General features: G+C 47.3%; 27 protein-coding genes. All 27 read right to left on the reverse strand.

Annotation, left to right across the window (positions count from 1 at the left end):
- Positions 1–88 precede the first annotated feature (88 nt).
- Positions 89–550, reverse strand: a complete 462-nt coding sequence (locus DESPCE1_RS0117775) for a DUF4342 domain-containing protein (RefSeq protein WP_019851213.1) — start codon at positions 548–550, stop codon at positions 89–91.
- A complete protein-coding gene (gene recO, locus DESPCE1_RS0117780) occupies positions 522–1,334 on the reverse strand; it encodes a DNA repair protein RecO (protein ID WP_014795385.1) in 813 nt (270 codons plus the stop codon). The genes DESPCE1_RS0117775 and recO overlap by 29 nt, the downstream gene beginning before the upstream one ends.
- Before the next feature lie 67 nt (positions 1,335–1,401).
- Complete coding sequence (gene deoC / locus DESPCE1_RS0117785) at positions 1,402–2,058, reverse strand: deoxyribose-phosphate aldolase (protein WP_028305618.1); 657 nt, start codon at positions 2,056–2,058, stop codon at positions 1,402–1,404.
- Positions 2,059–2,103: 45 nt separating this feature from the next.
- Positions 2,104–3,015, reverse strand: a complete 912-nt coding sequence (gene era, locus DESPCE1_RS0117790; RefSeq protein WP_019851215.1) for a GTPase Era — start codon at positions 3,013–3,015, stop codon at positions 2,104–2,106.
- Between the two features lie 91 nt (positions 3,016–3,106).
- Entirely contained in the window at positions 3,107–3,526 is a 420-nt protein-coding gene (locus tag DESPCE1_RS0117795; RefSeq protein ID WP_014795388.1) for a cytidine deaminase, read from the reverse strand.
- A 628-nt stretch (positions 3,527–4,154) separates the two neighbouring features.
- Complete coding sequence (locus tag DESPCE1_RS0117800) at positions 4,155–4,538, reverse strand: diacylglycerol kinase family protein (protein WP_019851216.1); 384 nt, start codon at positions 4,536–4,538, stop codon at positions 4,155–4,157.
- 20 nt (positions 4,539–4,558) lie between these two features.
- Positions 4,559–5,032: an rRNA maturation RNase YbeY gene (ybeY, locus tag DESPCE1_RS0117805; RefSeq protein ID WP_019851217.1), complete on the reverse strand. Its 474-nt coding sequence runs from the start codon at positions 5,030–5,032 to the stop codon at positions 4,559–4,561.
- A gap of 39 nt (positions 5,033–5,071) precedes the next feature.
- A complete protein-coding gene (locus tag DESPCE1_RS0117810) occupies positions 5,072–7,300 on the reverse strand; it encodes an HD family phosphohydrolase (protein WP_014795391.1) in 2,229 nt (742 codons plus the stop codon).
- A 13-nt stretch (positions 7,301–7,313) separates the two neighbouring features.
- Positions 7,314–8,285 carry a PhoH family protein gene (locus tag DESPCE1_RS0117815; protein WP_019851218.1) on the reverse strand — a complete coding sequence of 324 codons (972 nt, stop codon included), beginning with the start codon at positions 8,283–8,285 and terminating at the stop codon, positions 7,314–7,316.
- Between the two features lie 36 nt (positions 8,286–8,321).
- Positions 8,322–9,533, reverse strand: a complete 1,212-nt coding sequence (gene yqfD / locus DESPCE1_RS0117820; protein WP_019851219.1) for a sporulation protein YqfD — start codon at positions 9,531–9,533, stop codon at positions 8,322–8,324.
- Between the two features lie 33 nt (positions 9,534–9,566).
- Positions 9,567–9,839 (reverse strand): YabP/YqfC family sporulation protein, encoded by a 273-nt coding sequence (locus DESPCE1_RS0117825; protein WP_014795394.1) that lies wholly within the window; start codon positions 9,837–9,839, stop codon positions 9,567–9,569.
- A 108-nt stretch (positions 9,840–9,947) separates the two neighbouring features.
- The gene (locus DESPCE1_RS0117830) at positions 9,948–10,424 is read right to left on the reverse strand and encodes an NADH-quinone oxidoreductase subunit B family protein (RefSeq protein ID WP_019851220.1); all 477 of its coding nucleotides are present in this window, start codon (positions 10,422–10,424) and stop codon (positions 9,948–9,950) included.
- A gap of 17 nt (positions 10,425–10,441) precedes the next feature.
- Positions 10,442–12,049 (reverse strand): NADH-quinone oxidoreductase subunit C, encoded by a 1,608-nt coding sequence (locus DESPCE1_RS0117835; RefSeq protein ID WP_019851221.1) that lies wholly within the window; start codon positions 12,047–12,049, stop codon positions 10,442–10,444.
- Positions 12,015–13,514 (reverse strand): hydrogenase 4 subunit F, encoded by a 1,500-nt coding sequence (locus DESPCE1_RS0117840; RefSeq protein ID WP_019851222.1) that lies wholly within the window; start codon positions 13,512–13,514, stop codon positions 12,015–12,017. The genes DESPCE1_RS0117835 and DESPCE1_RS0117840 overlap by 35 nt, the downstream gene beginning before the upstream one ends.
- A 9-nt stretch (positions 13,515–13,523) precedes the next feature.
- Positions 13,524–14,180, reverse strand: coding sequence for a hydrogenase (locus DESPCE1_RS0117845; RefSeq protein WP_014795398.1), 657 nt, complete (start codon positions 14,178–14,180; stop codon positions 13,524–13,526).
- Between the two features lies 1 nt (position 14,181).
- Positions 14,182–15,168 (reverse strand): respiratory chain complex I subunit 1 family protein, encoded by a 987-nt coding sequence (locus tag DESPCE1_RS0117850; RefSeq protein WP_014795399.1) that lies wholly within the window; start codon positions 15,166–15,168, stop codon positions 14,182–14,184.
- A gap of 12 nt (positions 15,169–15,180) precedes the next feature.
- Positions 15,181–17,094 (reverse strand): proton-conducting transporter membrane subunit, encoded by a 1,914-nt coding sequence (locus DESPCE1_RS0117855; protein WP_019851223.1) that lies wholly within the window; start codon positions 17,092–17,094, stop codon positions 15,181–15,183.
- A 481-nt stretch (positions 17,095–17,575) separates the two neighbouring features.
- Entirely contained in the window at positions 17,576–18,187 is a 612-nt protein-coding gene (locus tag DESPCE1_RS0117860) for a GDSL-type esterase/lipase family protein (RefSeq protein WP_019851224.1), read from the reverse strand.
- A gap of 68 nt (positions 18,188–18,255) precedes the next feature.
- Entirely contained in the window at positions 18,256–18,714 is a 459-nt protein-coding gene (locus DESPCE1_RS0117865; RefSeq protein ID WP_019851225.1) for a YbaK/EbsC family protein, read from the reverse strand.
- A 60-nt stretch (positions 18,715–18,774) separates the two neighbouring features.
- Entirely contained in the window at positions 18,775–19,227 is a 453-nt protein-coding gene (locus tag DESPCE1_RS0117870) for a GatB/YqeY domain-containing protein (RefSeq protein ID WP_014795403.1), read from the reverse strand.
- A gap of 14 nt (positions 19,228–19,241) precedes the next feature.
- Positions 19,242–19,418 carry a 30S ribosomal protein S21 gene (gene rpsU, locus DESPCE1_RS0117875; RefSeq protein WP_005816464.1) on the reverse strand — a complete coding sequence of 59 codons (177 nt, stop codon included), beginning with the start codon at positions 19,416–19,418 and terminating at the stop codon, positions 19,242–19,244.
- Between the two features lie 128 nt (positions 19,419–19,546).
- Positions 19,547–19,891: a histidine triad nucleotide-binding protein gene (locus tag DESPCE1_RS0117880; protein WP_014795404.1), complete on the reverse strand. Its 345-nt coding sequence runs from the start codon at positions 19,889–19,891 to the stop codon at positions 19,547–19,549.
- 77 nt (positions 19,892–19,968) lie between these two features.
- Positions 19,969–21,096, reverse strand: coding sequence for a PEGA domain-containing protein (locus DESPCE1_RS0117885; RefSeq protein ID WP_019851226.1), 1,128 nt, complete (start codon positions 21,094–21,096; stop codon positions 19,969–19,971).
- Between the two features lie 99 nt (positions 21,097–21,195).
- The gene (mtaB, locus tag DESPCE1_RS0117890) at positions 21,196–22,554 is read right to left on the reverse strand and encodes a tRNA (N(6)-L-threonylcarbamoyladenosine(37)-C(2))-methylthiotransferase MtaB (protein ID WP_019851227.1); all 1,359 of its coding nucleotides are present in this window, start codon (positions 22,552–22,554) and stop codon (positions 21,196–21,198) included.
- A 47-nt stretch (positions 22,555–22,601) separates the two neighbouring features.
- Positions 22,602–23,339 carry a 16S rRNA (uracil(1498)-N(3))-methyltransferase gene (locus DESPCE1_RS0117895; RefSeq protein WP_014795407.1) on the reverse strand — a complete coding sequence of 246 codons (738 nt, stop codon included), beginning with the start codon at positions 23,337–23,339 and terminating at the stop codon, positions 22,602–22,604.
- Positions 23,326–24,264 (reverse strand): 50S ribosomal protein L11 methyltransferase, encoded by a 939-nt coding sequence (gene prmA / locus DESPCE1_RS0117900; RefSeq protein ID WP_014795408.1) that lies wholly within the window; start codon positions 24,262–24,264, stop codon positions 23,326–23,328. The genes DESPCE1_RS0117895 and prmA overlap by 14 nt, the downstream gene beginning before the upstream one ends.
- A gap of 19 nt (positions 24,265–24,283) precedes the next feature.
- Complete coding sequence (gene dnaJ, locus DESPCE1_RS0117905) at positions 24,284–25,402, reverse strand: molecular chaperone DnaJ (RefSeq protein ID WP_019851228.1); 1,119 nt, start codon at positions 25,400–25,402, stop codon at positions 24,284–24,286.
- Between the last annotated feature and the right edge of the window lie 97 nt (positions 25,403–25,499).

Here is a 25,499-nt window from a genome sequence, read left to right on the forward strand (position 1 = left end):
CCCCTTCTTGGGGCCTTTCCAGGTTAGATAAATAGGAATTAGGATATAGAAAAGACTTCGGAGAGTATCTTTCTCCGAAGTCTTTTTCTTATTGGAGGCCTGCTTCATTTTCATGAAAGTTCATGGGATAGGATGCATGATAATAGGGTTCAAACTCGTTATCATCCATCATGGACTCCAGTTCCAGTTCATAATTTTGCACAGCCGCCATTGCCGCTCCCGCCAAGCCGAGTACCCGCAAAGTCGGCCGTTTCCATACCATATACCCTATGGCAATACCAAGAGGGGCGGAAATACTGAATACTGTACGGTCATTATGCTTAAGCTTAACCTGGGTTTGCCATAGCTTGTTGAATCGATTCTTTGTGCCATTCCACATCTTCCCTACCGTTCCATCTTCGAGGGCCTTCTCTCTTTCGCAATCCGCCAGAGCTTGAATCACATCCCCGTTGGACCTTAGCAAAGCGCGGCGCGCTTCTTCATAGCTTAGATTTAACCGATCACATAGAATGTCAACTTTCTCAAGTTCCGTCCACATCTCTTCGCTCATCTAAATCATCCTTTCCGCTTGGGTTTTGTCCCACGTTGACCAAGCGGCTCCCCATACTCCAAGACCTCAATTGTTTATCTAAGGTTTGTTCGCAAAAATATTGTGAGGTATCAAGAATTTCTTTTTTGCTCCATTGGTTCCAGCGCAGTCGGTTCAATTTTTCCAGCTCTCCTTGAAGAAGTTGACGCATTAGCCCAAGACTTCCCCCACTAACCCATCTTCCGATGATGGAGGGACTTCCTTGAGTTTGGCATTGTCGACAAACCACTCCGCCAGCATCTGGGCTAAATAATAACCGCTCCCCTTGAACCCTTTGCCCACACTCGGCACATTCCATAAAGCGAGGGCGATAACCGAGATAATTCATTAGTTTTAAAGCATAGGCACACTGCACTAAAGACGGTTCACAGCTTTCCACAAGGAATAAACTAGAAAAAGTGAGGGTGAAGAGTTCCGGATGGGGTTGCCCGGGAAGGGTTGCCAGATCAAGAAGCTCTGCCATTGCCGTAGCTGCCATACTCATTTCTAAGTCCGTCCACAAATGAGGAAAGCTCTCCTTGGGGCTGGCCTGATTGACGGTATCCAGTGATTTTCCCTTATGTAGCAGGTATTCCGCATAGGTAAACAACTGAGCCCCAGCTCTTTGGCGGCTTTTAGGTTTACGCACCCCTTTTGCAACAGCCTGGATTTTCCCGTATTCTCTTGAAAATAAAGTGAGTAGACGGTCCGATTCTCCATACTCCCGGCTTCGAATCACCAAAGCATCGGCGTGGTAAACTCCCACATCTTCACCTCATAGTCTTTGTAAATATCCTGTTCTTATACAAAAGTGAAAGGAAGCCATTATCATATCAGCCGCTGATTATTTGTACTCCGGAACTTGTTCCCAAGCGATCAGCTCCGGCCTCCACCATCTTTAAAGCACTATCACGGGAACGTATTCCGCCTGAAGCCTTCACTTTAACGGATTGACCCACCCAGGCTTTTAGATTGCGTACATCTTCCACGGTGGCTCCGCCACCGGCAAAGCCTGTGGAAGTTTTGATATAATCTGCCCCTGATGCTTTAACGATCTCAGCAGCTTTTTGTTTCTCATCTTCAGTAAGCAAAGAAGTCTCGATAATGATCTTTGTTATGACACCACAGGAATGGGCCCCTTCGACAGTCCGTGTTATATCCTTTTCCACGGCTTCCCAATTTCCGGATTTTGCCCAGCCTATATTCATCACTATATCCACTTCCCGGGCACCATGAGCTTTGGCCGCGAAAATCTCTTGAACTTTAATCTCCGTCATGGTTGCTCCAAGAGGAAAGCCGATAACTGTGGCCACTCCTACGCCGCTGCCGTGCAAAAGCTTGGCGGCAGTACAGATATAGGCCGGATTAATGCATACTGTCGCAAATTTGTGCTGCTTGGCTTCATGGCATAGGTTTACGATGTCTTTTTCAGTAGCCTCCGGTTTGAGAAGTGTATGATCAATCATACCTGCTAAGTTCATTGTCCTCATCCTTTCCAATTGTCTCCCAAAACACATATCATTATCAGCCTCGTTCTAACTCCGATCCGAATATCCGAATTCGCGAAGGCTTCTTCCCCGATTACGCCAATCTTTCTCAACCTTGACAAAGAGTTCCAGAAAAACCTTACTGCCCAGCAAAGTCTCAATATCTTGGCGAGCTAATCGCCCGATTTCTTTGAGGAGGCTTCCCCCTTGACCGATGATAATTCCTTTTTGGGAGTCCCGCTCTACCACGATAAGGGCACGGACCTTGATTAAGGTTTTCTTTTCTTCCACACTCTCCACCACTACAGCAATGGAATGAGGAACTTCGTCTCGTGTAAGCTGAAGCACCTTTTCCCTCACAAGCTCCGCCATGATAAAGCGTTCCGGTTGGTCGGTGACTTCATCTTCGGGGTAATACATAGGCCCTTGAGGCATTTCTTTGAAAATTACCTTCAATAATTCGTCCTTATTCTCCCCTGTTTTAGCCGAAATAGGAATAATCGCCAGAAAATCTTTTAGGGCAGAATAGTCTTTAATAAGCTTTAATAATTTATCTTTTTCAATCAGATCAATTTTATTCAACAACAGAATGCAGGGCGTTTTTACTTGCTTGAGATTTTCTAATATATATTCCTCACCGGTACCGAAATCAGCAGTCGTATCCACCATGTACAAGATAAGATCCACTTCCCGAAGAGATTCCAGAGCCGAATCCACCATAAACTCTCCTAATTTGTGCTTAGGCTTGTGGATTCCGGGTGTATCCAGAAAAACGATCTGTCCTCTTTCTTCCGTCAGGATACAGTGAATCTTGTTCCGAGTAGTTTGAGGCTTATCGGACATGATTAAGATCTTCTGTCCTAAAAGTTGGTTAAGTAATGTAGATTTTCCAGCGTTAGGACGGCCAACCACTGTGACAAATCCCGAGCGAAAATCTTTATTGGGTTCAGCACCGTGCAAATTTGCTCACTTCCTCAATGTTCAATATTCGATAGCCTTAATAGGCTTATAACTAACTTGGCAAAGGTATTAGAAAAGGCCAAGCAAACGCTTAACCTAAAAATTCGGGGCCAAAGGAATCGGGAAGTAAAGTGTTCAAGCGAGTCATCTTAGTTTGTCCTTTTCCATTGACTAAAATAACCAAACAATCTTGAGAAAACTCCCGTAATACCTGACGGCAGGCACCGCAGGGGGAAGGAAATACGTCCGTCGGCACCGCAACTGCCACTGCCCTCAAGCGGCGCTCCCCATGATAGGCAGCATGGAAAACAGAATTGCGCTCAGCGCAGATGGTCAAGCCATAGCTGGCATTCTCCACATTACATCCGGCTATGATACGCCCGGATTCCCACAGGGTAGCAGCTCCTACGGGATAGTGGGAATAAGGAACATAGGCGTTTTTATAGGCTTCTTGGGCCCGGCGAATTAGCTCTTCGATGAGCTCTGGAGGAATTTGTTGTAGTAAGTCCATAGGGTCTCCTTTCGTTTGCTTCGATCTTGGATCTGGGATCTTGTCCGGGTCGCATAGCTTTACGCACAACGGTCACTCTGTAGCTCCGGGGCTGGTTCACTCGCTTTCTTAACAGCTCCCGCCAAACCCCGCTGCTTTCTGCATGTTAACCGTGGCTCCGCTACGTTAAGAAAGCGACCTTAACCCGACCGCCCCTCCACTAAAGCCGTTCCCTTTTGTGCGTAAAGCTACTGCTTACGGGGCTCCTTCAGCTTAGCTCTTGGGTCTCTTTCAGCTTTTCCTTAAGGTCCTGAGACCTATTAAGGAATTCCAGGGGGCATCTTCAGAGCCATTCTCCGAGTAGCTGACCATGCCGTTCAAGCGGCGTCGGCAAAGACGGAAAAAGTGGCTCGGATAAGACGCTTGCCCCACAACAGCTCCCACAACGCCCCACTTGCTCAGACCCGAAAAGCAGCCCAAGGATTTTGCTTTACAAAAGGGAGCGATTTGGGCGGCGTCCCGACGGAGCGGAGGGCTTTTCGCGTTAGTTTTGTCCGCGCAGCTTATTGAGCGACCGGTGTAAAGCAAAATCCTGGAGACATCCGGTGAATCCCGAAAATCCCCAAAGCCCCCGCTTCTGACAGCTTTTTCAACTCAGCCCAAGAAAGCCAACCAAACGAGGCCCAAAAATAACGATCCCGACAGCAACCGCCACGATAGCCGTGATCAAGACCGCACCGGCCGCTACATCCTTGGCCAAGCCGGCCTGGGGGTTGAAGTCAGGCTCTGCTAAATCAACCGCAAGTTCCACAGCTGTATTAAAAGCTTCTGCTGCCATGACGCTGCTGATGGTCAGCAATAAAATCCCCCATTCCCAGCGGTCCAGTCCCAGCCAAGCGGCGGCCAGAAGGACTAAAGCTCCGGCGAATAGATGAAAGCGAAAATGTCTCTGAGTTTTGCAGTTATAAAGAATCCCGTTAAAAGCATTGCCAAAGCTTTCCCAGTTAGAATGCTTCTTATGATATTGGCCCATAGTCATCTTCCTTTACCAGCTTAACGCAGAAGACCGATTTGGCTCATTACGGCTTCTTCTTGCTGACGCATTTTCCCTTTTTCCTCTTCTTCCATATGATCATAGCCCAGGAGATGAAGAGTTCCATGGACCGCTAAATAGACCAGCTCCCGTTCAAAGGAGTGTCCATAATCAGTAGCCTGATTTCTTGCCCGCTCCACCGAAATGATAATATCTCCAAGAAGATCGTCCTCGTAATCCAGGATATCCGGTTCATCTTCCGTTTCCTCTTGTAGGGCAAAGGACAAAACATCTGTTGGCCGATCCACTCCACGGTAATCCCTATTCAGTTCATGGATTCTGGCATCATTCACTAAGGTCAGGCTGACTTCAGCCTCTTCCGGCCCATTGGATAAGCGGATGGCCTTTTCAATTCCTTGCTCCAAAAGACCTATAAGTTCCCCGCGATCATCTTCAGGAATGGATTCTTCCTCCCAATTAATATCCAAATTCATTGGTGTGGAGCCGCATAAGCGACCCCTCACCCCCTTCCGTTACGAATTATCCGTTTTTTCGATTTCTTTCGCAGCGTGTCCTTTTTCTGCAGGAAGTTCTCCTTCCTCCCTGCCCCCGACTTCCCCGATCTTATCAGTCTCCGGCAGTTGTCTGGGTTGCATATCGGGATACTCTACCCGGGAATGGAAGATGCCGCTCAGAACCCGGACAAAGGATGTGGCGATCTTATCTAAATCCTGGAAGGTCAAGTTACATTGACTGAGCTGATCATCGTTAAGCTTGTCCTTGATAATCTTACGAACCAATCCTTCAACCCGTCCCGGTGTGGGCTGTTTCATAGCACGAACTGCCGCTTCCACACTATCTGCCAGAAGAACCAGAGCAGCCTCTTTGGTCTGGGGCTTTGGCCCTTCGTAGTGAAAGGCCTCTTCGGGAACATTGGCGTTATCCTCCATAGCTTTATGGTAGAAAAAGCTGACCACACTATCCCCATGGTGTTGAGCGATAATGTCCTGCAGGACCTGAGGTAGATTTTCTTCCTTGGCCATCTCCAGCCCATCTTTGATATGGGAAGTGATGATCAAAGCACTGAGAGTCGGGGCTATTTTATCATGAGGGTTATCTTGAGCGAATTGATTCTCAATAAAGAAATAGGGCCGTTTCAGCTTGCCGATGTCGTGATATAAGGCTCCTACCCGAACCAGGATAGCGTTGGCCTGAACCTCTTCTGCTGCGGCTTCTGCGAGGTTACCCACCAGCACACTATGATGATAGGTACCTGGAGCCTCCATCAAAAGCCGCTTTAACAAGGGACGATTGGGGTTCGAAAGCTCCAGTAAGCGTACTGCCGAGGTAATTCCAAACCCGGTCTCAAACCAATGAAGAGTTCCTACCGCAAGCACTGAAGAAAAGACCCCATTCACAATCCCCAAACCTATGCTGACCAGCCAAGTAGATATTCGCGTACCTGACACTAAGGCAATACAACTTGCCGTAATCACATTGAAGGCTGCGATATAAAGCCCTGCCCGAGCCAAATCGGAACGCTGGCTTAACAGGGAGACACTATGAACACCTATGAAGCCCCCAAACAAGGCAATAAGAGAAATCTGCCAGCCCGTGGCGGACGACATAGTGGGGTCAGCCAGCAAACCGACAAACACAGACAAAAGTGCTGCCGAAAGATAGGCAATCTCCACATCCACTAAAATAGCAATAGTCATGGTTGCCCAAGCCACGGGGATCAAGATACCGGTCATGGCATTATATTCTGCATCCCCGAGATTCAGGGAGATTACACCCTTCCCCATAGCCAGGACCAGGAACATCATTAAGCCAATGAGCACTAATTTCTTGGTCATATCCGAGACATTTTTGCGATATTGATAAGCATAGAAGATCATGGTCGCCATACCGGCCAAGACAATCAGGGCGATACCGGCGACGGAGCGCCAAGGAGACCGATTTTCAACCAATCCGTAGGCCGCAAGCACTTGCATTATTTTCTCATCTACGATTTCTCCCGGTCCGACGATCTTCTGCTGGGCTTTATAACGGTGCACTTCCAGCCGCACCGAAGCCCGCGCATTCTGTCTTAAACTCTCTGTAGCTTCGCTATCTTCCTCTAAAGTCGGCTGAGTGATCTTTACATCCACGAACTCTTTAAGAAAAAGCTTAAACTCGTTAGGAAAAGGAGCATCATCAATATCCCGCTTAATATGTTGACGCAAGGTTGGAACATCCTCAGGATTGCGTGCTCCAGTTTCATCTTTACGGGCATTACCAAAAATAATCTCCGTGGCTCTTTGTTCTTTTTCGTCTAAAAGCTCAGAGGAAGAATTTAAAAGCCCTTGGAGCACTTCCTGAGACAAAGTGTTAAAAGGAGCCGTCTGACGCAATGTTTTCAGTATGCTCGCCTCATCCTCATTGCTGGTTATTGCTTCCTCCAAAGCGATAAAGGCAGTACTTAAATCACGAGCAATGCTTGTCAGATATTCCTCATCGTGCTTATAGACCGGCTTAACTGCATTGGCTGCCTCTTCTTGGTCTTGGTAGTACTTTTTCAAATCCTCGATATTTTTTTCATAAGGAGCCGTCACCAGCTGAGGGCTGGGATCCCCCAGCTCAAGATTGAGCTTGGAGACAAAGAGCCCTGAAGATAAAATTCCTATAAACAGCACAAAGCACACCACCAGTGCAATGATATATCGCCAAGTGGTGCTTATATTAGAAAAAAGCTTTAAGGAGCCTAATCTACGAATGTTCAAACGCATCCTTCTTTCACTGACCTGGTTCCAAATTTTCTTCGGCCTTTTCATAAGCCTGAATGATTTTCTGAACGAGAGGATTGCGTACTACATCGGCAGCCGTAAAGTAATGAAAAGAAATATCCGGTATACCTTTGAGGATATTTTGGACCTCTTTTAAGCCGGAATAATGACCCCGGGGCAAATCCACTTGAGTCACATCCCCTGTCACCACGGCGTGGGATCCATACCCCAGACGGGTCAGGAACATCTTCATCTGTTCAGGAGTAGTGTTCTGAGCTTCGTCCAAAATCATAAAAGAATCATCCAGAGTGCGGCCCCGCATATAGGCTAAAGGAGCAATTTCAATAGTTCCCTTCTCAACATAGCGTTGGGTCGTCTCCGGTCCAAGCAAGTCATAAAGAGCATCATAGAGAGGCCTTAAATAAGGATCCACTTTTTCCTGCAGATCACCGGGCAAAAAACCAAGTTTTTCCCCGGCCTCAACCGCTGGCCGCGTCAGGACGATGCGGTTAATCTCCTTGGCACGCAGAGCTAACACTGCCATCACTACAGCTAAATAGGTCTTTCCCGTACCCGCTGGCCCGATTCCGAAGACAATGGAATGTTTTTCTAATGCTTCAAGATACTTTGCCTGACCCAACGTCTTTGCCTTGATGGGACGCCCCCTGTGAGTGGTGGCGATGACCTTAGAGAGAGCATCGGCCATTCCTTTTCCATGGCCTTCTTCCACTTGGGAAATAACATAAGAAACCCCTGCAGGAGTCAAAAGGTGCCCTTGCCGGACCATGTCCAGCAACTCCTTAATCACAACCTCCGTCTTTTCAACCTCATCGGCACTTCCGGTAATGGTCATTTCTTCTCCTCGCACCACCAGCCGTGTCCCCAAGTGTTTCTCCAATACTTTCAAATGAGCATCTTCCGCTCCGAGCAAGTTCATTGCTTCGGTGGCATTTTGCAAATACATCTTTGATTCTTTCGTCAATTTTTCGCCCCCTGGTGCTAAAACTCCTTACATCAATTATTCCTCTGGGTAAACCGCTAAATCTTCATACGACTCTACTTCAATGCGCACGCACTCGCCATCGGCATTTTCCAAGACACGAACTTTTTCCTCCAGAATATGGGCCCCTGGAGAAATCTTCTTATGGACTTCCGTCCGTGCCAATTCCTCTGCAGCTTGGCGAGCTTCAGCTTCATTTCGTTCAATCTGCTTCTTTTGCAGTTCATTATACTGTACGGATACTATTTCGACAGGAAGCCGCCAATTCCTCCATAAGGTTATTCCATGATATTGAACTTCCTCATTGACTAGGGGGAAAGGTGATTCCGGTGTTGTTACCATTATGACTCGTGCACCGAATTTTATACCCCATCCCTTGGCAGCATTTCCGCTCTCGATGATTCGTTCTTCATAATAAGGTACCACAGCTTCGGCACTGTACCAAACCCTACCACGTACAAAACCTTTGGCCGCAGGAACCGTTTCAGGAATATAATCCTTTTGTTGAAGCTGGCGATCCGTCCGCGGTTTAGCACTGGGATTCTGAATAATTTTCGGTGCTTGAATCAACACTTGCCCCGGCTTAACAATTTCTCCTTCATGAACCAGCGGAGTCCCCTGGATTACCATGACTTGCTGGACGAGTCCTGCCTTGCTTGCCACCAAATTCCCAGCTTCACCCGGAACCTGAGGGCGGACCTTTTGTACCACTTTAATCTCCACACGGGTACCATGTCTGCTGATTCCAACCCAGGCGGCATCCGGGAATTCTTCGACCAACAGTTTGGCAACCTCATTCAAATCCACCGAATCCTGCCATGTCCACGTTTTCAGTCCATACTTTTCGGCGCGGTCAAAGATTTCTTGGCTGGAAATCGTCGTATTCCCTGACACGGAAATAGAAAGAATCATCTGGGAAAAAATAGCCAGCGCTATGCCAATGGCCATTATACCGGCTAATAAAAACTTCCGGCGCCACCATCGTGCAGCTATAAAAGGCCACCCGTATTTTGCCACAATACGCACTCGGGTATGAGTCATTCGAGCAGGGCGTCTTAGGCGATGAAAGTCCTGAATTTTCACTTGGGCTCTCACGCCCTTTTCTGAGCGCTGAGTCTTAAAAAACACGATTCCCTGACGTATCCCTTCATTAATAAATCGGGGAAGGTGGTCTCCCCGGGCTACAAAAAGAACACGACCTTGCAAAAATTCTTGGAATCTGGAAATCATTTGGAGTCCCCTCCTCTATAGTGTAAAAAGAATTTAAACTCCCAAATAGGCCAAAGCTATAAATTCTCCGACAATCCGCAGTTCCGTTGCTAACACCGTCTTGAGAACGAGTTCTTTTCCGGTAATCCTTAATTGACCTTCTGTTGTATGTAAAAGAATCTCTTCTGGAGTAAACTCGACGATTTCCATGTAATTTTCCACAAGAACTTCCTGACGACCGGTAACGGTAATACGCGGTCCATTTCCGGCAACATCCGGGGGAAAATCCAGCGCTTCCCCTATATTTTTAGTGAGTTTATCCAACATAAATAACCTCCTCCCTTCTAAACCATGTTTATGAAGGAAGGAGGCCAAATAGTCCAAGCTTGAAGGACAAAGCAGGCAAAAGTTCATGACCGATTAGGTTAAGACATCTCAATCTTTTCTCCTTAACTGAAACAAGACCTTCAACAGATCGTCAGGGGAAGGCGGGCATCCCGGAACACTGATATCCATGGTTAAAACCTCTCCCACCCCATCATGAGCTGCATAGGCTCCTTTAAACACACCCCCATCGATGGCACAATCCCCTACCGCAATAATCCGTTTGGGATTTGGGGTCCCTTCCTGGGTCGCCAGCGCTGCCTGAATCAGATGAGCGGACATGGGGCCGGTACACATTAGAATATCCGCATGGCGCGGGGAGGCTACAAAATCAAAACCAAAACGCTGCAGGTCATAGATGGGGTTGAGGAGAGCAGACATTTCCCAGTCACAGCCATTACATGAACCGCAATCCAGATGCCGGATATGCCAGGATTGATGGAGGGAACGGAGATAGGCTTCATTCTGCTCTAACTTTTTTTCAGTTAAGCGTCCCATCTTCAAGCTTCGTTTCAGTAAATTCAACATAGTTCTACTCCTCCATCCTAACGGTCACAGCAGCTGTAGCATAGTTCAAAACTCTTATTAATCAACGGAAAATCCGGAACAATATTCCCCAGAACAGCCAGAGGAACAGCAGGCCAATTGGCATAGGAAGCGGAGCGAATCCGACAGCGATAAATTTTCCCTTCGTCATCCAGCATCAGCCAGACGACATCCGTTCCCCGGGGAGATTCAGCACAGCCCCAAGCGAAAGAATAAGCGGCCGGCGGTAAACATGGTTCTAAAGAATCGTGTAAATAATCTCCTTCCAGAAGCTTGGCAAGCAAAGCAAAGCTTTGTTTCACTTCCCGTACCCGGACCATAAGTCGGGCCCAGACATCCCCCTCCTGCTCCACCTGAGGCTCCACCTTCAGCTCCCCATACAAAAGATGAGCGTGACGTTCCCTCCAGTCCTGTGAGATTCCTGAGGCACGAGCCGCCGGACCGGTAACTCCTAAGTCCAGAGCACTTTGTTTACTTAGTACTCCGGTGGCAATAGCTCTCTGACGAAACCCATCATGCTCCAGAATCAAAGGAATCCATTCCTCAAAATCCCGCTCCAGCCCAGCCAGACGCCTTTGCAGCCAGGCGGTTTCCTCCTGCTCAGGGATTCTTCTAACTCCACCAAGAGTGATATTTCCCCGCAGGAAACGGTGCCCGAACAGTTTATGGTTGAGACGTTGGAGCTGTTCCTTACTCTGTAAGGCATTTCCACTACCTAGGGCAAAGCCCACTCCGGCGCAGAGATTGCCGATATCCCCTACATGATTATAGAGCCTTTCCAGCTCAGCAAGCACGGTCCGCCAGCCTAATATTCGGCGGGAAACCTGCACCCCTTTAAGCTTCTCTACCGCTTCACAATAGGCAAGAGCGTGACTGACCGTACACACTCCACAGACCCGCTCTACGATTTCCAATCCTTCTTCAGGACTTTTTCCTTCCAGAAGTTTCTCAATCCCTTTATGAGTATAAAAAAGCTGAGCATCAAGGTGAAGAATGGTTTCTCCGATCGTTTGAAAACGAAAATGACCCGGTTCAATAATCCCTGCATGAATAGGTCCTACCGGAATTTCGAAGGTCCCTTCACCTTTAGCCTCCGTAAAAGAGAGGGGTTGAGGATCGAATCCGGGGGATCTTTCCTCAGACATTGATGATAATTCCGGCTCAAGCTTTCGCAATGGATAAAAACCTTCGGGCCAGCCAGGATGAAGAACCAAAGGTCGGTCATCGGGATGTCCCTCGGGGCGAAGTCCCAACAGATCTCTTACCTCGCGTTCCGGCCAGTTCAGGGCCGGGCACACTATGGTCAAGGAAGGAAAGCTCTCTTCGATTCCCTGGACCCCTAAAGTTAGGGTGAAATCGCTGGAAAAATGGAAGAGTAGATAAAGTACAAAACCATAACCTAAGCCCCGTTCATCATTTCCTATATGAGTCATCAGCACGGGACGGGATTGGGCATCCAGCCAAAAGTGCTCCACCACCTCGGGCAGGTAATTGGACTTCAGCCAAACCAGTCCCTCATTTTTGGTCCAAAGATCCAAAGAAAAATCCTCCGGTTGCTTAAGTACCCGCCCTTCAAAATACTCGCGTAATTTCAATGAATTCTCCATACTCTCCACCCCCTCCCAGAATTAGCTCCACAACCTGACCCAAAGCCTGGTCAAGAGACTCCGGAACAAACACTCCCAAAATCAGGACCAGAACCATGGGAACGGCTAACCAAAGCACTTCCTTACCTTCCCCCTTATCCTCCAGGTGACGTTCACCCGGTGTACCAAAAAGCATCCCCAGAAAATGATAAAGGAACCCCGCAAAGATAACCGATAAGAACAAGGCCGTTAAAAAGCCTAAGATAGGATGATTGTTCTGGAAAAGCCCGGCCATGATGTTGATTTCAGAGCGGAAGGTTCCAAAGGGCGGTGTTCCTGTAATGGCCAGCAAACCCATGAGGAGAGTTCCACCGGTATAGGGCCATAAACTCATAACGCCCCGAATTTTGGGAATCTGACGAGTACCCGTCATCTGGACGAGATGACCAACTGCCACAAAAAGATTAGCCTTAGTCAAAGCATGAAGAATGAGATGAAATGAGGCTCCCCATACAGCAAGAGGGGTATCCAGTCCAAAGCCCAAAGCAATAATTCCCATATGCTCCACACTGGAGTAAGCCAGGAGGCGTTTAATATCTTTTTGTAAAAGAATAAAAGCAACCATGGCACCTAAGGAAATCAACCCAAAGACAAGGAGCAGCTTCCCGGAAAAACCCGGGCCCAGGCTTGTTTGACGGACCAGGATATGCCAGCGCAGAATGGCATATAAAGCACAATTAAGCAAAACCCCGGATAATAAAGCACTGACCGGAGAAGGAGCCTGACTATGGGCATCCGGCAGCCATGGATGCATGGGAACAAAGCCAACCTTAGCCCCATACCCGATAAAAGCAAAGACACAGCCCAGCTTAACTAAGGCTGGATCCAACTGAGATGCCATCCCCACTAAACATCTCCAGTCCAGAGCAGCCAGGCTATAACCATTAATCCGCCCAGACGCCGCATAGAGAATCATAGTCCCTAATAAAGCAAAGCTGATACCCACCGTACAAAGAACAATATATTTCCAAGCGGCTTCAACAGCGGCTTTTTCCCGGTAGAACCCCACGAGGAGGGCCGTAGCCAAAGTGGTTCCTTCTATCCCTACCCACAATAGCCCCAGATTCGGAGTACTCACCACCCAAAGCATGGTAGCGATAAACATCCAAATCCAGAAGTAATACCAGGGCAGCCGGCTTTGGGGGATCTTTCCTTCTTCCACCTCTTTCTCCATATATGAAAAGGAATACACAATCACATAAGCAGCAATAACCGCAATCACTCCGAGAAGCAAGGCACTTAACGCATCCCAGGAAAAAAAACCTCCCCACAGACTTTGAGGACCTTGACTGAACACCCGCAGGACCATTTCTCCAACCAAGCCAAGCAACGCTATAAGAGCCAGACTATTGCATAGTCTCAACACCCGGTTGCTTGAAGAGATGAGCATACAAAGAGCTGCCATAAAAGCTACAAGGACAAACATTCAGCTTTCCTACCCTTTCAAAGAATTAAGTCTCTCTACATTCAGCGAATCGAACTTCTGAATCATCCGTTTGGCCAGGATCCCCAGGATCAAAACCCCAATGAGAATATCGAAGATCACTCCTACTTCTACTAAAAGAGGCATACCGCTAGTGAGAAGGAAACCTACCAGGAAGATACCATTATCGATCAGTAAAATCCCCACCATTTGAACCAAGGCTACTTTGCGAATCACCATAAGCAACAGCCCATAAAAGAGCAAAGAAAAAGCAATAGCCAATCCATTGCGCAGAGCAGGCTCTACTAAAGACAGCAGCGGTTGGGTTACGGCATAAGCAAGGATAGTTAAGGCCGCAGCCACCACTAAAGAAGAGGGCCGGTGCAGAAACACTTCACCTACCCATTGGGTATGGGATAGATCTGCGGTACGCTTAAGCACCCAGGGGATCACTCCTCCTTTGACCAATAAGGAGAGAAGAGCAATGGCAAGGAGCTCAAGCTCAGATTCCTTCACCCCTTCCAAGAAAATAAGCGCCGCGAGAAATACTGCCTGCCAAGTCCAACCCACGAGTACTTTCTTCAGTTTGACACAACCAACGATATACAAACCGACAGCCAAAAGAGCAAAGAGCACCAACTGCTGAAGATTTTCCAAGGTTCCTTCCATGTCATATCCCTCCTTTCATAATCCAAAGAGTTATCAGAGCCAGGACAGCAGAAGCCAAACCCATAGCTAGAATATTGGGAATCCGAAAAAGCCGAACCTTAACATTAATGCTTTCAAGGGTGGCAAAGAAAGCACCCAGTAAAACTATAAGGCCGATCTGGAGGATTCCCTGGATAAGTAACGTCTCGAGTGGGATGCCCTGGCCTGAGGGATTCATAAGATTTATATTGGCAGGTAAAATCAAGACAGTCAGAAGCTGAAGCAGAAGCAGCTGTTTCAGCTGTTCTGCCCAAAGTAAAAAGCCTAAAGAACGACCTGAGTAGTCCAGAAGCATACCTTCATGAATCATAGTCAACTCCAGATGAGTGTCGGGATTATCCACCGGAATCCTCCCCATCTCAGCGATGACGATAATAAAAAGGGCCAATAACGCAAGAACTCGGGGCGTCTCAAAGATGGACATCCCCTGCAGCCCGGTGATCATTCCCATGAGTGAAGTGGTCTCCGTCATCAGAGCCAGAACGACCAAACTCAGAATAAATCCGGGTTCCGCTAAGGCCGCTACAAAAACCTCACGGCTGCTTCCCATACCGCCAAAGGTTCCTCCGGCATCCAAGCCGGCAAGTGCAAGAAAAAACCGAGCCAGACCAAGGCTGGCCGCCAGCCAAAAAAGGGATCCCAGAGAGTGGATGGGTGCCCATCCCCAGGGACCGGGAACAACAAAACAGGCAAGGAAGGTACTACCTAAGACAAGGGAAGGAGTAACCAGGAAGATCCATGAAGCATGCTCTGAGATAACTTCTTCTTTCCCCATATACTTCCGAAGGTCCCGATAGGGCTGGAGAAGAGATGGTCCCTGACGCATCTGCCAAAAGGCTTTTACTTTTTTTATCCATCCCTGCAACAAGGGAGCAGCGAGCAAAAATATGAGCAAGTGCACAATGGAAAAGAAGATTACTCCCCCATTCCATTCTCCAAAGTTCAGCATCCTCTTTCCCCCCTACATAGTCCAAATCAATACAACCACTAAGGTCAACAGAATATAAGCCAGATAAGTGTGGATACTGCCGGTTTGCAGAATGCGAATCCGATCCGCACACCACAAAACCAGTTTCATGGAAGGCCGATAGAACGCTTCCTCCACCATTTCACGGGTTCGGCCACGATATTTTAAAGACTGTAATACATAGGGGTTTTCCCCAAACTTTTTATCGATAATGGAATGAAAGGCCAAAATCCGTTTCAGGACAATCCGCAAAGGCATGGTTATCCCTAAACTTGTGTATTGCATACGAGGGGTTAAAGGAACACCGCAGTTCCAGGTTCCGCTTACCCTCCTCCGTTTTCCTCCTGATAACAAATAGAGCGTTCCGGAGAAAAGACCCAGAAGTAAAATATAAGGAGTAATCAGGCTAAGGAAATCGGAAAAAAACGGAGAAATTAAGCTGTCGGTTAATGAAGAAGAGCTTTGATAGCTTAGCACTTGAATGGGGACACTCATGAGTTTCAAAAGGCCTTGCGGCCAAAGCAGAATGAGTAGGGTTAGCATCATTGAACTTCCCATGGATGCTGTCTGTGACCAGGGCAGCTCTTGAGCCTTTTCAGCATTTGCCGTCCGAGCCTGCCCCAAAAAAGCCCCGGAGAACCATTTCACCATGGTTGCCAAAGCCAAGGCAGAGACAAAAGCCAAAGCTGTCAGAATTAAAGGCAACATCAGCTTGAGCAGTCCCCCTCCCACTTGAATGGAAGTCTTCCATAAGGCATGAAATAACAGCCATTCCCCCCAAAAACCTCCCAAGGGCGGGAGTGCGGCAAGTCCGACAGCGCCAACCATTGCCCATAAGCCAGTTCTGGGCATTTTCTTGAGTAAACCACCCATCTGATCAAGCTTTTTTGTATGGGTTGCTTGAATAATATTTCCCGCGGCCATAAACATATTGGACTTAAAAAGGAGATGATGAACCCCATGCCAGAAAAAGGCAGCCAGGGCAAGGACCACTAATTCCGTATAACCCAAGGTTTGGGCGATCATAGCCGTCCCTAAGGCCATAGTCAGAATACCCATATTCTCCACTGTCGAGTAGGCTAGCAAGCGTTTTACATTCCGTTCCACACAGGCGTAGAGAATCCCGATAAAAGCCGAAAGCACTCCAAGCGCCAGCATTAGCCCGCCCCACCATAGCTCCATGGGGGCCAGAGTTAACCAAACCAGCCTCATGATCATATAGAGCGCGATCTTTACCATCACCCCGGACATTAATGCAGATACCGGAGAGGGGGCAACAGGATGAGCATAGGGCAGCCAGATATGAAATGGCACCAGCCCTGCTTTCGTTCCAAAACCCACCAGAAAACATAGAAAGAGACTATTTTTTTCTCCTGGGCTTAATTCTGAGGCTATGGCGGCCCAATCCCCATAAAGAAAGCTTCCGGTCTTGCTGTAGAGGTACAGAACGGCCGCAATCAAAAAGACCGTTCCCACATGGGTCATAACAAAATAAATGAAGGCCGCTTTGCGATTGGAAGTCTCCTCATGTTCATAGACCACCAAAAAAAATGAGAAAAGAGACATAAGTTCCCAAAGGAAGAGAAAATAAAAGCCGTTATTGACAAGTAAAACCCCAGCCATACTACCCAGAAAGGCCACCCAGGATAAGGAAAAGGATATAAGAGATTTTTTTTCCTCATATTCCTTCATATAGCCCAGGCCGTAAAGAGATGCCACTCCTTGCCCAAGAAAAAGCAAAAAAAGGAAGAATGCGGTCAATCCATCGAAAGAAAAACCGGCCACATTCCATTGACCCGAAGGATCACCAACCGGAAAATTCCAGCCCAGAAAGAAAATTCCGAGGATTGCCATCACTAGCGTTAGGCTCATTGTTCCTATCCTAACACCTCGCTCCATACCCACCATCATCGTCTCATCCTTTCCAGCCCAGAAAATTATTGTACTATAACACAAGCAATCTTATGTTTATTTTAGGAATCTGTATCTAATTGTTCTATAACACGTTCTTTAATCTTACCTCCTTTTTGCCTCTATAAACAAGTTGCATAAGTATGCATTTTTTCCCTCATTCAGCCTGATTTCTAGTTAACCCTTATTTACCCCATACTTTCGTTCACTAGCCCTTCTTTTTGCCTTTAACCCCTCCAATTCTCATTATTGACAATAAAAAACAAGAATTCTCTTCAAAAGTCTTTAAGTTTATAAGGAACAAATCCTTTAAAATGCGTTAAAAGCAAAAGGGAAGTGAAGTTTTTTCACAGACTTTTCGAGGTTGTAGGCTCGATAACACAATAATTGTAAAAACCGTGCCATGCTCAGAGGGTAAAACATTTTTTTATACAAAAAATTCCCTAACCATTTAGTCAGGGAATTCTAACATTAGAGTTTAATATCGTGCGAAGAGCTCAGCCATCACTTGATGTCCAGCAATATTAGGATGAATATGGTCAGAGCTAAGAAGGAGCATTTCTTGGCCTTTAAATGCTTTGGCAACCGGCACCACGATTCCTCTATAATGTCTGGCCATTTGAGTGACCGTATGGTTGGCACTTTTCAGCAAAGTATACGCGAGAGCATCGGTTTGTTTATCTAGGGGAGGTAAAGGATTATAGATACTTGCTATCTTGAGGACTGCTGAACAATTAACACTTCTTATCCTATCTCCCAGTGACATAAGATTTTGGTGGAAGTCTCGCAGAGTCAGCTCCGGATTGACCAGCCGACCTGATACCAAACCTTTGCCAAGGGCAAGAAGATCGTTTGAGCCTATGGTCACTGTAATGATTCCGGCTTGAGAAATTAAACGCTGTACATTAGTCTGTCCAACCACATCAACCAACTGGCTGCTTGTCAGACCATTAACCCCAAGGTTCTCGTATCTTAGATTCGGACAACCGGACAACAAGGTTGAATAATACAAGGTAGCAAACGAACAATTGAGCCCCACTCCATAACCTGTCGTTAATGAGTCACCTAATGCCAGGTATATACCATTCATACGGTTTGCTACCACCTTTCATATGCTTCTTACATAAATTATGCATCAAGCGTCCGATATGGTAATGATTAATCCTGAGCCACATTCACCCAGCCTGTTGCCACAAGCTCTTCCAATTCTACCACTGTCAGCTTTACTGCTGCATCAGGGGCACCTGCTGCCGGATAGACTACAGAGTATTTCTTTAATGATTCATCTAAATAAACAGGAATTTCCTGCCTTAATCCGAAAGGGCAGACCCCTCCCACCGGATGTCCGGTCAATTCCAAAACCTGCTCTACCGCAGGCATTTTGGGTTTTCCGTTGAAGGCATCCTTGAATTTTCGGTTATCCAGTCTTTTATCCCCTGCCATGAGCACCATGACAAAATCTCCCTGAACCTGTAAAAGGAGAGACTTGGCAATTTCCCCCGGGGTAACACCCAAGGACTCTGCGGCTTTAGCAACAGTACTGGTATCTTCAAATTTCAGAATAGGTACTATTTTCCCCTTCATATGGAAAAAATTCTTCACCGTTTCAACTGACATGTGACCTCCTTAAAATGTTAAAAACCTGATTGCTAAGCTTGCAATCAGGTTTTTAGTGAGCTAAGATCCTAGAAGTTCACGCACGATCTGGTTAACCAGTTTGCCGTCAGCGCGTCCTTTTGTCTTCGGAGTAATCTTGCCCATGACTTTACCCAGATCTTTCGGTCCTTGAGCACCGACTTCGGCAATAGTCTCTTGGGCTAACTGGCGTATTTCCCCTTCAGAAAGCTGCTGAGGAAGGTATTCCATGAGAACGGAGATTTCCTCCTCCAGGGCTTTCACTGTATCGGGACGATTCGCCTTAGAAAACTCTTCAATCGAATCACGACGCATTTTGACTTCTTTAGCTAAGACTTCGATGACTTGATCATCGTTAAATTCCACTTGCTTATCTATTTCAGCATTTTTAATGGCGGCCCGGGTCATTCGGATGACGGAAAGTCTAACCTTCCCCTCCTCTTTGGCCTTCATGGCAACCTTCATATCCTCAACGAGGCGATCTTTCAGGGACAATTCAGTGCAACTCCTTATTTAAACTTACGTTTACGTGCTGCTTCGGATTTCTTCTTCCGCTTAACACTAGGCTTTTCATAATGCTCATGTTTACGAGCCTCTGATAATACGCCTGCACGCTGACAAGTACGCTTGAACCGGCGGAGTGCGCTATCCAGGGATTCGTTTTTACCGACTTTAATTTCGCTCATTATCTTATCCCTCCCTCCACTGGATCATGTACAGATATACTAGATAATTATACTGGATGAGATGGCGTGCGTCAAGTTCCTGACGGACATACAGGTCGTTTTGGCTATGTTTTAAGGGGTTTTCTTTATCAACAAATTTTTATGCCTAAAGGCTGACCGCCAATCAGGTGGAAATGCAAATGCTTAACCACCTGGCCCCCATCGTCACCACAATTGTTAACCACACGATAACCTGAATCAGCTATACCAGACTCTTGAGCCAGTTTTTTAGCCACCATCAAAATATGCCCGATTAAGGCCTCATCCACAACTTCAATATCATTTAGGCTTTCCATATGTTTCTTTGGAATTATAAGCAAATGTACCGGAGCTACAGGATTAATATCCTTAAACGCCAACACATACTCATCCTCGAAAACAACCTGGCTGGGAATCTCCTTATTGATTATTTTACAAAAGATGCACTCCGACATAAAAACCCTCCCTTTATGTTTATATGCAAAAGCTACTCACTTCGCTAATGATTGAGTTATTTCTTTTATCCTATATTTTATTCAGTAAAACTAGAGACCCAATGAATAGGATGGATGAGGAAGTAGAACGGTCCTTTATTATTTTTTAATTCCGGATAGGGGAACGGTTCCCAGATACCGCCGACATCACTCATATAAGAGAATTTTTCTATTATCGGTCCATAAGCTGTCCCGATAATTCCATAATCCAAGGGATTTTCCCCTTCCATAACGGCCTGGTAATTGGTAAGCCTCAGCCGTCTATTCTCCTCCGCTCCATGAGAGGCAATCGTATATATATCTCCATGGAGCCGTTCAAATTCGGCTATTTCAAATTTCAGGCGTCGCCTCAGTTCTTGTCGGACAGTGGGAGTTATGTCCTCGGCCGATTTTAAGCCCATTTCCTGAGCGTAAAAAGCCAGGGTCTCATAGTGCAGACCCACTTCGTGGCCCATTGCCCTCACTTTTCGGATCACTTCCGGATCAGCGGTGCGCCACCGGAAATAGTAGGAACTTTTGATTCCCCGGGCTTTTTCCAGTTCCGCCATTTCTAAGGCATAATCCGCCGATTCATCCACATCGTGTCTTAAGATGAGGGTTTTGTCCGTTATGGGAACATTGTTATAATAATCCATCACTTTAATGGGAGTATAGCCGAGACGGAGGATTTCATCCAAATAATCCTGATAACGGTGCCGGTCCACAGGCAAGATAACCTGTTTGTCTTTCGGATATTCAGTGCTCAGTTTCAAATACCGGATAGATCCCAAATATCCGGGAGGTTTAGCTACAATTTCATATTTTCCAGGAAAAAGACGCTTATTCAATGGCGATTTGCCCACATAGCTACCATTGATATAAATTGGAATCCCCTGACTCTGCTCAGTATCGATATGAAGCTTTATACTGTCGCCAACCTTTTCGATCGTCATTTCACCCTTGGACTTATTCCAGGTGGCAACCTTTCCGCCTGATTCAACCATCGCGACGAAGGGGGGAATAGTGTGTCGGTTGAACACGGTGCGGGGGGCATGAAATGTCACAGCGGGCATCATTAAAAAGGAGCCAATGCCCAGCAAGATAACGAGAACTAAAAGAAAACCTGCTATCTTCCACCGCTTTGCCTTAAAAAACCGTCCTTTTAAAAAAAAGCCATCCTTTTTCATATGGTTCTTTATTGAACCTCCCCTTCGCCAGGTTTTCTTTCTGCCTCTATTATTGCCGGAGTCCTTAAAAAATCAACCATACTATGAAGTTTATTTAAATTAATTCACAAAACTTTCTTCAAGTACACAATTCACCAATTCGCCGCTTGCCCAGGTTTTTCCTTCCCGAGGGGGTAAGTGAACCTGAATATAATTTCGCGTATGACCTGCAGCCACTCCCTCCGGGCTGACCCGCTCAATCAGGACTTCCACCGTCTGCCCGATAAATCTGCGGACATAGTCTTCCTGGCTTTTTCTGGCTACCTGCATAAGATCCTTCACTCGCTGCTCTTTGATTTTGTTGGGAATCTGATCAGGGTATTTAGCAGCGGGAGTTCCTTTGCGCTTGGAGTAAGGAAACACATGAACTCCGGAAAAGCCGCAGGAACGAACGGTCTCCAGAGACTCCCGGAAGTTTTGTTCCGTCTCCCCCGGAAAACCGACGATCACATCCGTGGTAATGGCGATCCCCGGCAGCAGAGCATTCAGCCGTAGAATGAGCTCTTTAAATTCCTTGACAGCATAGGGTCTTTTCATTCGAGTTAAAATGGCGTCACTGCCGCATTGCAAAGGAATATGAAGATGAGGGCAGACCGTGGGATGATTGATAATCACATCGATGAGCTCAGGGGTAAATTCCATGGGTTCAATAGAGCTCAAGCGCAGGCGGTGCAACCCTTTGACCTGAGCAAGCATTTTGACCAACCGGGCCAAATCCCAATTTTCTCCCAGATCTTCTCCATAAGAGCCCGTATGAATTCCTGTCAATACGATCTCCTTATAACCTGCCGCAACCAGCTTTTCCGCTTCTGTGACGGCGTTCTCAGGGATTCTGCTTCTGACGGGCCCTCGGGCGTAAGGGATAATGCAATAGGTGCAAAATTTGTTACACCCCTCCTGAATTTTTAAAGTCGCCCTTGTCCTGCTTTCCTCTTCGATCAGAGGCAGTTCTTCAAAGGTCTTAGCATCCCAAATAGCATGTACACTGTTCTTCGGCTGCTGCTCCTGCTTCACTTGAGCAATAAGCTCCATGATTCTCCCCCGATCCTGAGTTCCCAAGACCAGGTCAACCCCTTCAATATCAAGAATCTCCCCCGGAGCAGTCTGGGCATAGCACCCCATGACCACCACAAAAGCATCCGGATGAGCCTTTACCATACGCCGAATGGTTTGCCGTGACTTAGCATCCCCCGTATTTGTTACGGTACATGTATTGACCACGACCACATCCGCCTTCTCCGTGGAAGACACCACATGATATCCATTATTCCGAAACAGTTGCCCTAAGGCTTCACTCTCGGTCTGATTCACTTTACACCCAAGGGTAACAAAACAAACCCCGGGGGCCCGCGGCTCTAAATGATCACCGCTGCATCCGGCTAAAGACGACGGATTTCTTTGCTGTATGGAATCTGCCATTTTGGCACCCCCGTTAGGAATTAATTGACGATTTAGCAGAAGAACGGTTATCCCAGATCCCCATAATGCCCCAGCACAAGAGTAAGGGTCGCAATGGCCGCAGTCTCTGCCCGCAGAATCCTTGGCCCCAGGGACACACTTTGAGCCTGGAGATTCTCCTGGGCCCAAAGTACTTCCGATTCATCGAAGCCTCCTTCAGGCCCGATTAAGAGTGCTATAGGTTCCTGTGGGCTGAAATTCCTGAGCACAGATTGGAGGGTCTTGGTTTTCTCGCTTTCATAAGGAATAAGCCACTGAGTGGTTGACGGGAGGAGAGTCTTAAGCTCTTTCCAATCAGAGACTGGGAAGAGCTTTGGTTCCCGGACCCGATGAGATTGCTTGGATGCCTCACTGGAGATCTTCTGCCAACGTTCCACCCGGTCTTTGGCCTTGCTCCCTTCCAGCTTCATGACAGCCCGTTTCGTGCGCAGGGGAATCAAACCGGCCATTCCTAATTCCGTTCCCTTTTGTATGACCCACTCCATCTTTTCCCCTTTAGAGAGACCGGCTGCCAGGTAGACCTGGGTTCGGGCTTCTACTTCCGGGTAATCCTGTTCCATGATTCCACAGGTCACGCTTTGGTCTTCTATTTTATTGATAACTGCTTTGTACTCTGCTCCCGAGTTATCAAAGCCGATGATCTGATCACCCACCGCAAGACGCAAGACCCGGACAAGGTGTTCTCTTTCGGGACCCTTAAGCCAGAAAACATTTCTACCCAGTTCCGATATTTTAAAGCGATGCACCCTGCCACCCCGCTCGTAAGAGGACCCATCCCGAATCCTCTTTCTTTTCCAGAACTTCCAACCCGTGCTCACGCAGTCCTGCTTCCACATCTGGAGAACGGTGTTCGATAATACCTGAAGCGAGGAATTCTCCATCCTCTCTCATGATCCGCTTTAGGTCGGGGATAAGCATCAGGATGACATCGGCAATGATATTGGCTACCACTAAATCGGCTTGTCCATGCAATACCGTCCCCAAATCCCCTTGCTGGACCCGGACCCGTCCAGCCACCTGATTGAGTTCCACATTTTCTTGAGCTACTTTAACGGCAACAGAGTCTAAATCGATAGCCTCTACTTGAGCGCCTAGTTTTGCTGCTGCAATGGCGAGAATCCCCGATCCTGTTCCCAAATCAAAGACCCGCATATCCGGTCTCACCCTCTCTTCCAGGGTCCCCAGACACAAAGATGTCGTGGCATGGGTTCCCGTACCAAAGGCCATTCCAGGATCCAGCTCCAGGACAATATCCTGAGGCTGAGGAGTTACTTCTTCCCAAGAGGGCTTGATCAAAAAACGCTCACCGATTCGAACTGGCTTAAAATAAGCCTTCCAGGAGGTGGCCCAATCTTCCTCTTGTACGGTCAAGCCTTTCACTTGAAGAACCCATTCAGGAAAGCAATGAAGCACCTCCTTCAGTCCCTCATCAAGTCGCTGAAGCTTGGACTGAAGCTCGTGATCTTCACAGAAATATCCTTTTACCACAGAGGTTCCGGTTAATGCAATCTCTCCAAAATCATGGTAATCCCAGTTCCCGGATTCCACATAACTTCGCAGAAGTTCCGGATCTTCCACACTTACTCCAGGGCAGCCAAGCTGATAAAAAAGATCGGCAACAGCTTCCTCTCCTGCCGATGAAACAGTTACCGCAATTTCGCGCCAATTCATGCTTCAGAACTCCTTTTAATTATAAATCGATGGCATCCCGTATATTTTCTTTGACCTTTTCGAAGAAGGACTTTTTACCCATTTGTTGTTGATCGCTGGTAACCTCTCCGAACTCACGAAGCAGTTCCTTTTGGCGGTCGGTGAGTTTAGTCGGAGTGGCTACGACCACCCGCACATGCTGATCCCCTCTCCCGTTGCCACGGCGATAAGGAATACCATGACCTCTTAGACGGAACACCGTGGCGGTCTGAGTTCCTTCGGGGATCTTCATTTTGACTTTGCCATCCAGGGTCGGAATATCGATCTCCGACCCAAGGGCAGCCTGTACAAAGGTTATGGGAATCTCGCAATACACGTCGTTCCCTTCTCTTTCAAAGAATTTATGGGCTTTGACATTGAGGACCACATAAAGGTCTCCGTATGGTCCCCCCCGCAGTCCCGCTTCCCCGCTGCCGCTGAAACGAAGGTTAAGACCATCCTCTGATCCTGCGGGGACATTGACTTTAATGGTTTTGACTTTCCGTGTGGTTCCTTTTCCGCTGCATTCTTTACATGGGGAAGATATAAATTGACCTGAACCATTACAGTTTGGACAAGTTCTTGCAGTTTGAATCGCTCCAAAGGGGGTTCGTTGGGTAGCCTTAACCTGCCCTGTTCCATGACAATGTGAACAGGTGGTAGGATGAGTTCCAGGGGCTGAACCAGAGCCATGACATTCCGTGCAGGCCTCTTGACGAGGAACTTGAATTTCTTTCTCGGTACCAAAAGCAGCCTCCTCGAAAGTAATGGTTAAGTCATAACGAAGGTCATTCCCTCGAGTGGGGCCTTGCCGACGCTGACCACCACCGCCGCCAAAAAACATATCGAAGATATCCCCAAAGCCGCCAAAATCTCCGCCAAAACCTTGCTGGTTGGGATCGAAGGCGGAATGGCCCATTTGATCATATCGAGTACGTTTTTCAGAATCGCTTAAGACATCATAGGCTTCGGTTGCCTCTTTGAATTTTTCCTCAGCCTCTTTATTTCCCGGATTAACATCGGGATGATATTGGCGGGCTAGTTTTCGATAGGCCTTTTTGATTTCTTGTTCGTCTGCGTTCTTAGAGACTCCGAGTACTTCATAATAATCCCGTTTCATGTTGTTCCTCCATCACTCCTGATTCTCCCTCTTGAAGTCTTATCCGTCTTCAGTACATGATGATTGGGCACAGGGGAAAACCCCTGTACCCAACTTT

Source organism: Desulfitobacterium sp. PCE1, from assembly GCF_000384015.1.
Taxonomy (GTDB): domain Bacteria; phylum Bacillota; class Desulfitobacteriia; order Desulfitobacteriales; family Desulfitobacteriaceae; genus Desulfitobacterium; species Desulfitobacterium dehalogenans.

Bases quoted from the DNA above. Each gene is read 5' to 3' on its own strand.
- DESPCE1_RS0117775 (WP_019851213.1), bottom strand. From the start codon at position 550: ATGAGCGAAGAGATGTGGACGGAACTTGAGAAAGTTGACATTCTATGT.
- deoC (WP_028305618.1), bottom strand. From the start codon at position 2,058: ATGAGGACAATGAACTTAGCAGGTATGATTGATCATACACTTCTCAAA.
- DESPCE1_RS0117795 (WP_014795388.1), bottom strand. From the start codon at position 3,526: ATGGACTTACTACAACAAATTCCTCCAGAGCTCATCGAAGAGCTAATT.
- DESPCE1_RS0117800 (WP_019851216.1), bottom strand. From the start codon at position 4,538: ATGGGCCAATATCATAAGAAGCATTCTAACTGGGAAAGCTTTGGCAAT.
- ybeY (WP_019851217.1), bottom strand. From the start codon at position 5,032: ATGAATTTGGATATTAATTGGGAGGAAGAATCCATTCCTGAAGATGAT.
- yqfD (WP_019851219.1), bottom strand. From the start codon at position 9,533: ATGATTTCCAGATTCCAAGAATTTTTGCAAGGTCGTGTTCTTTTTGTA.
- DESPCE1_RS0117825 (WP_014795394.1), bottom strand. From the start codon at position 9,839: ATGTTGGATAAACTCACTAAAAATATAGGGGAAGCGCTGGATTTTCCC.
- DESPCE1_RS0117830 (WP_019851220.1), bottom strand. From the start codon at position 10,424: ATGTTGAATTTACTGAAACGAAGCTTGAAGATGGGACGCTTAACTGAA.
- DESPCE1_RS0117835 (WP_019851221.1), bottom strand. From the start codon at position 12,049: ATGGAGAATTCATTGAAATTACGCGAGTATTTTGAAGGGCGGGTACTT.
- DESPCE1_RS0117840 (WP_019851222.1), bottom strand. From the start codon at position 13,514: ATGTTTGTCCTTGTAGCTTTTATGGCAGCTCTTTGTATGCTCATCTCT.
- DESPCE1_RS0117845 (WP_014795398.1), bottom strand. From the start codon at position 14,180: ATGGAAGGAACCTTGGAAAATCTTCAGCAGTTGGTGCTCTTTGCTCTT.
- DESPCE1_RS0117850 (WP_014795399.1), bottom strand. From the start codon at position 15,168: ATGCTGAACTTTGGAGAATGGAATGGGGGAGTAATCTTCTTTTCCATT.
- DESPCE1_RS0117855 (WP_019851223.1), bottom strand. From the start codon at position 17,094: ATGGTGGGTATGGAGCGAGGTGTTAGGATAGGAACAATGAGCCTAACG.
- DESPCE1_RS0117860 (WP_019851224.1), bottom strand. From the start codon at position 18,187: ATGAATGGTATATACCTGGCATTAGGTGACTCATTAACGACAGGTTAT.
- DESPCE1_RS0117865 (WP_019851225.1), bottom strand. From the start codon at position 18,714: ATGTCAGTTGAAACGGTGAAGAATTTTTTCCATATGAAGGGGAAAATA.
- rpsU (WP_005816464.1), bottom strand. From the start codon at position 19,418: ATGAGCGAAATTAAAGTCGGTAAAAACGAATCCCTGGATAGCGCACTC.
- DESPCE1_RS0117880 (WP_014795404.1), bottom strand. From the start codon at position 19,891: ATGTCGGAGTGCATCTTTTGTAAAATAATCAATAAGGAGATTCCCAGC.
- DESPCE1_RS0117885 (WP_019851226.1), bottom strand. From the start codon at position 21,096: ATGAAAAAGGATGGCTTTTTTTTAAAAGGACGGTTTTTTAAGGCAAAG.
- mtaB (WP_019851227.1), bottom strand. From the start codon at position 22,554: ATGGCAGATTCCATACAGCAAAGAAATCCGTCGTCTTTAGCCGGATGC.
- prmA (WP_014795408.1), bottom strand. From the start codon at position 24,264: ATGAATTGGCGCGAAATTGCGGTAACTGTTTCATCGGCAGGAGAGGAA.
- dnaJ (WP_019851228.1), bottom strand. From the start codon at position 25,402: ATGAAACGGGATTATTATGAAGTACTCGGAGTCTCTAAGAACGCAGAC.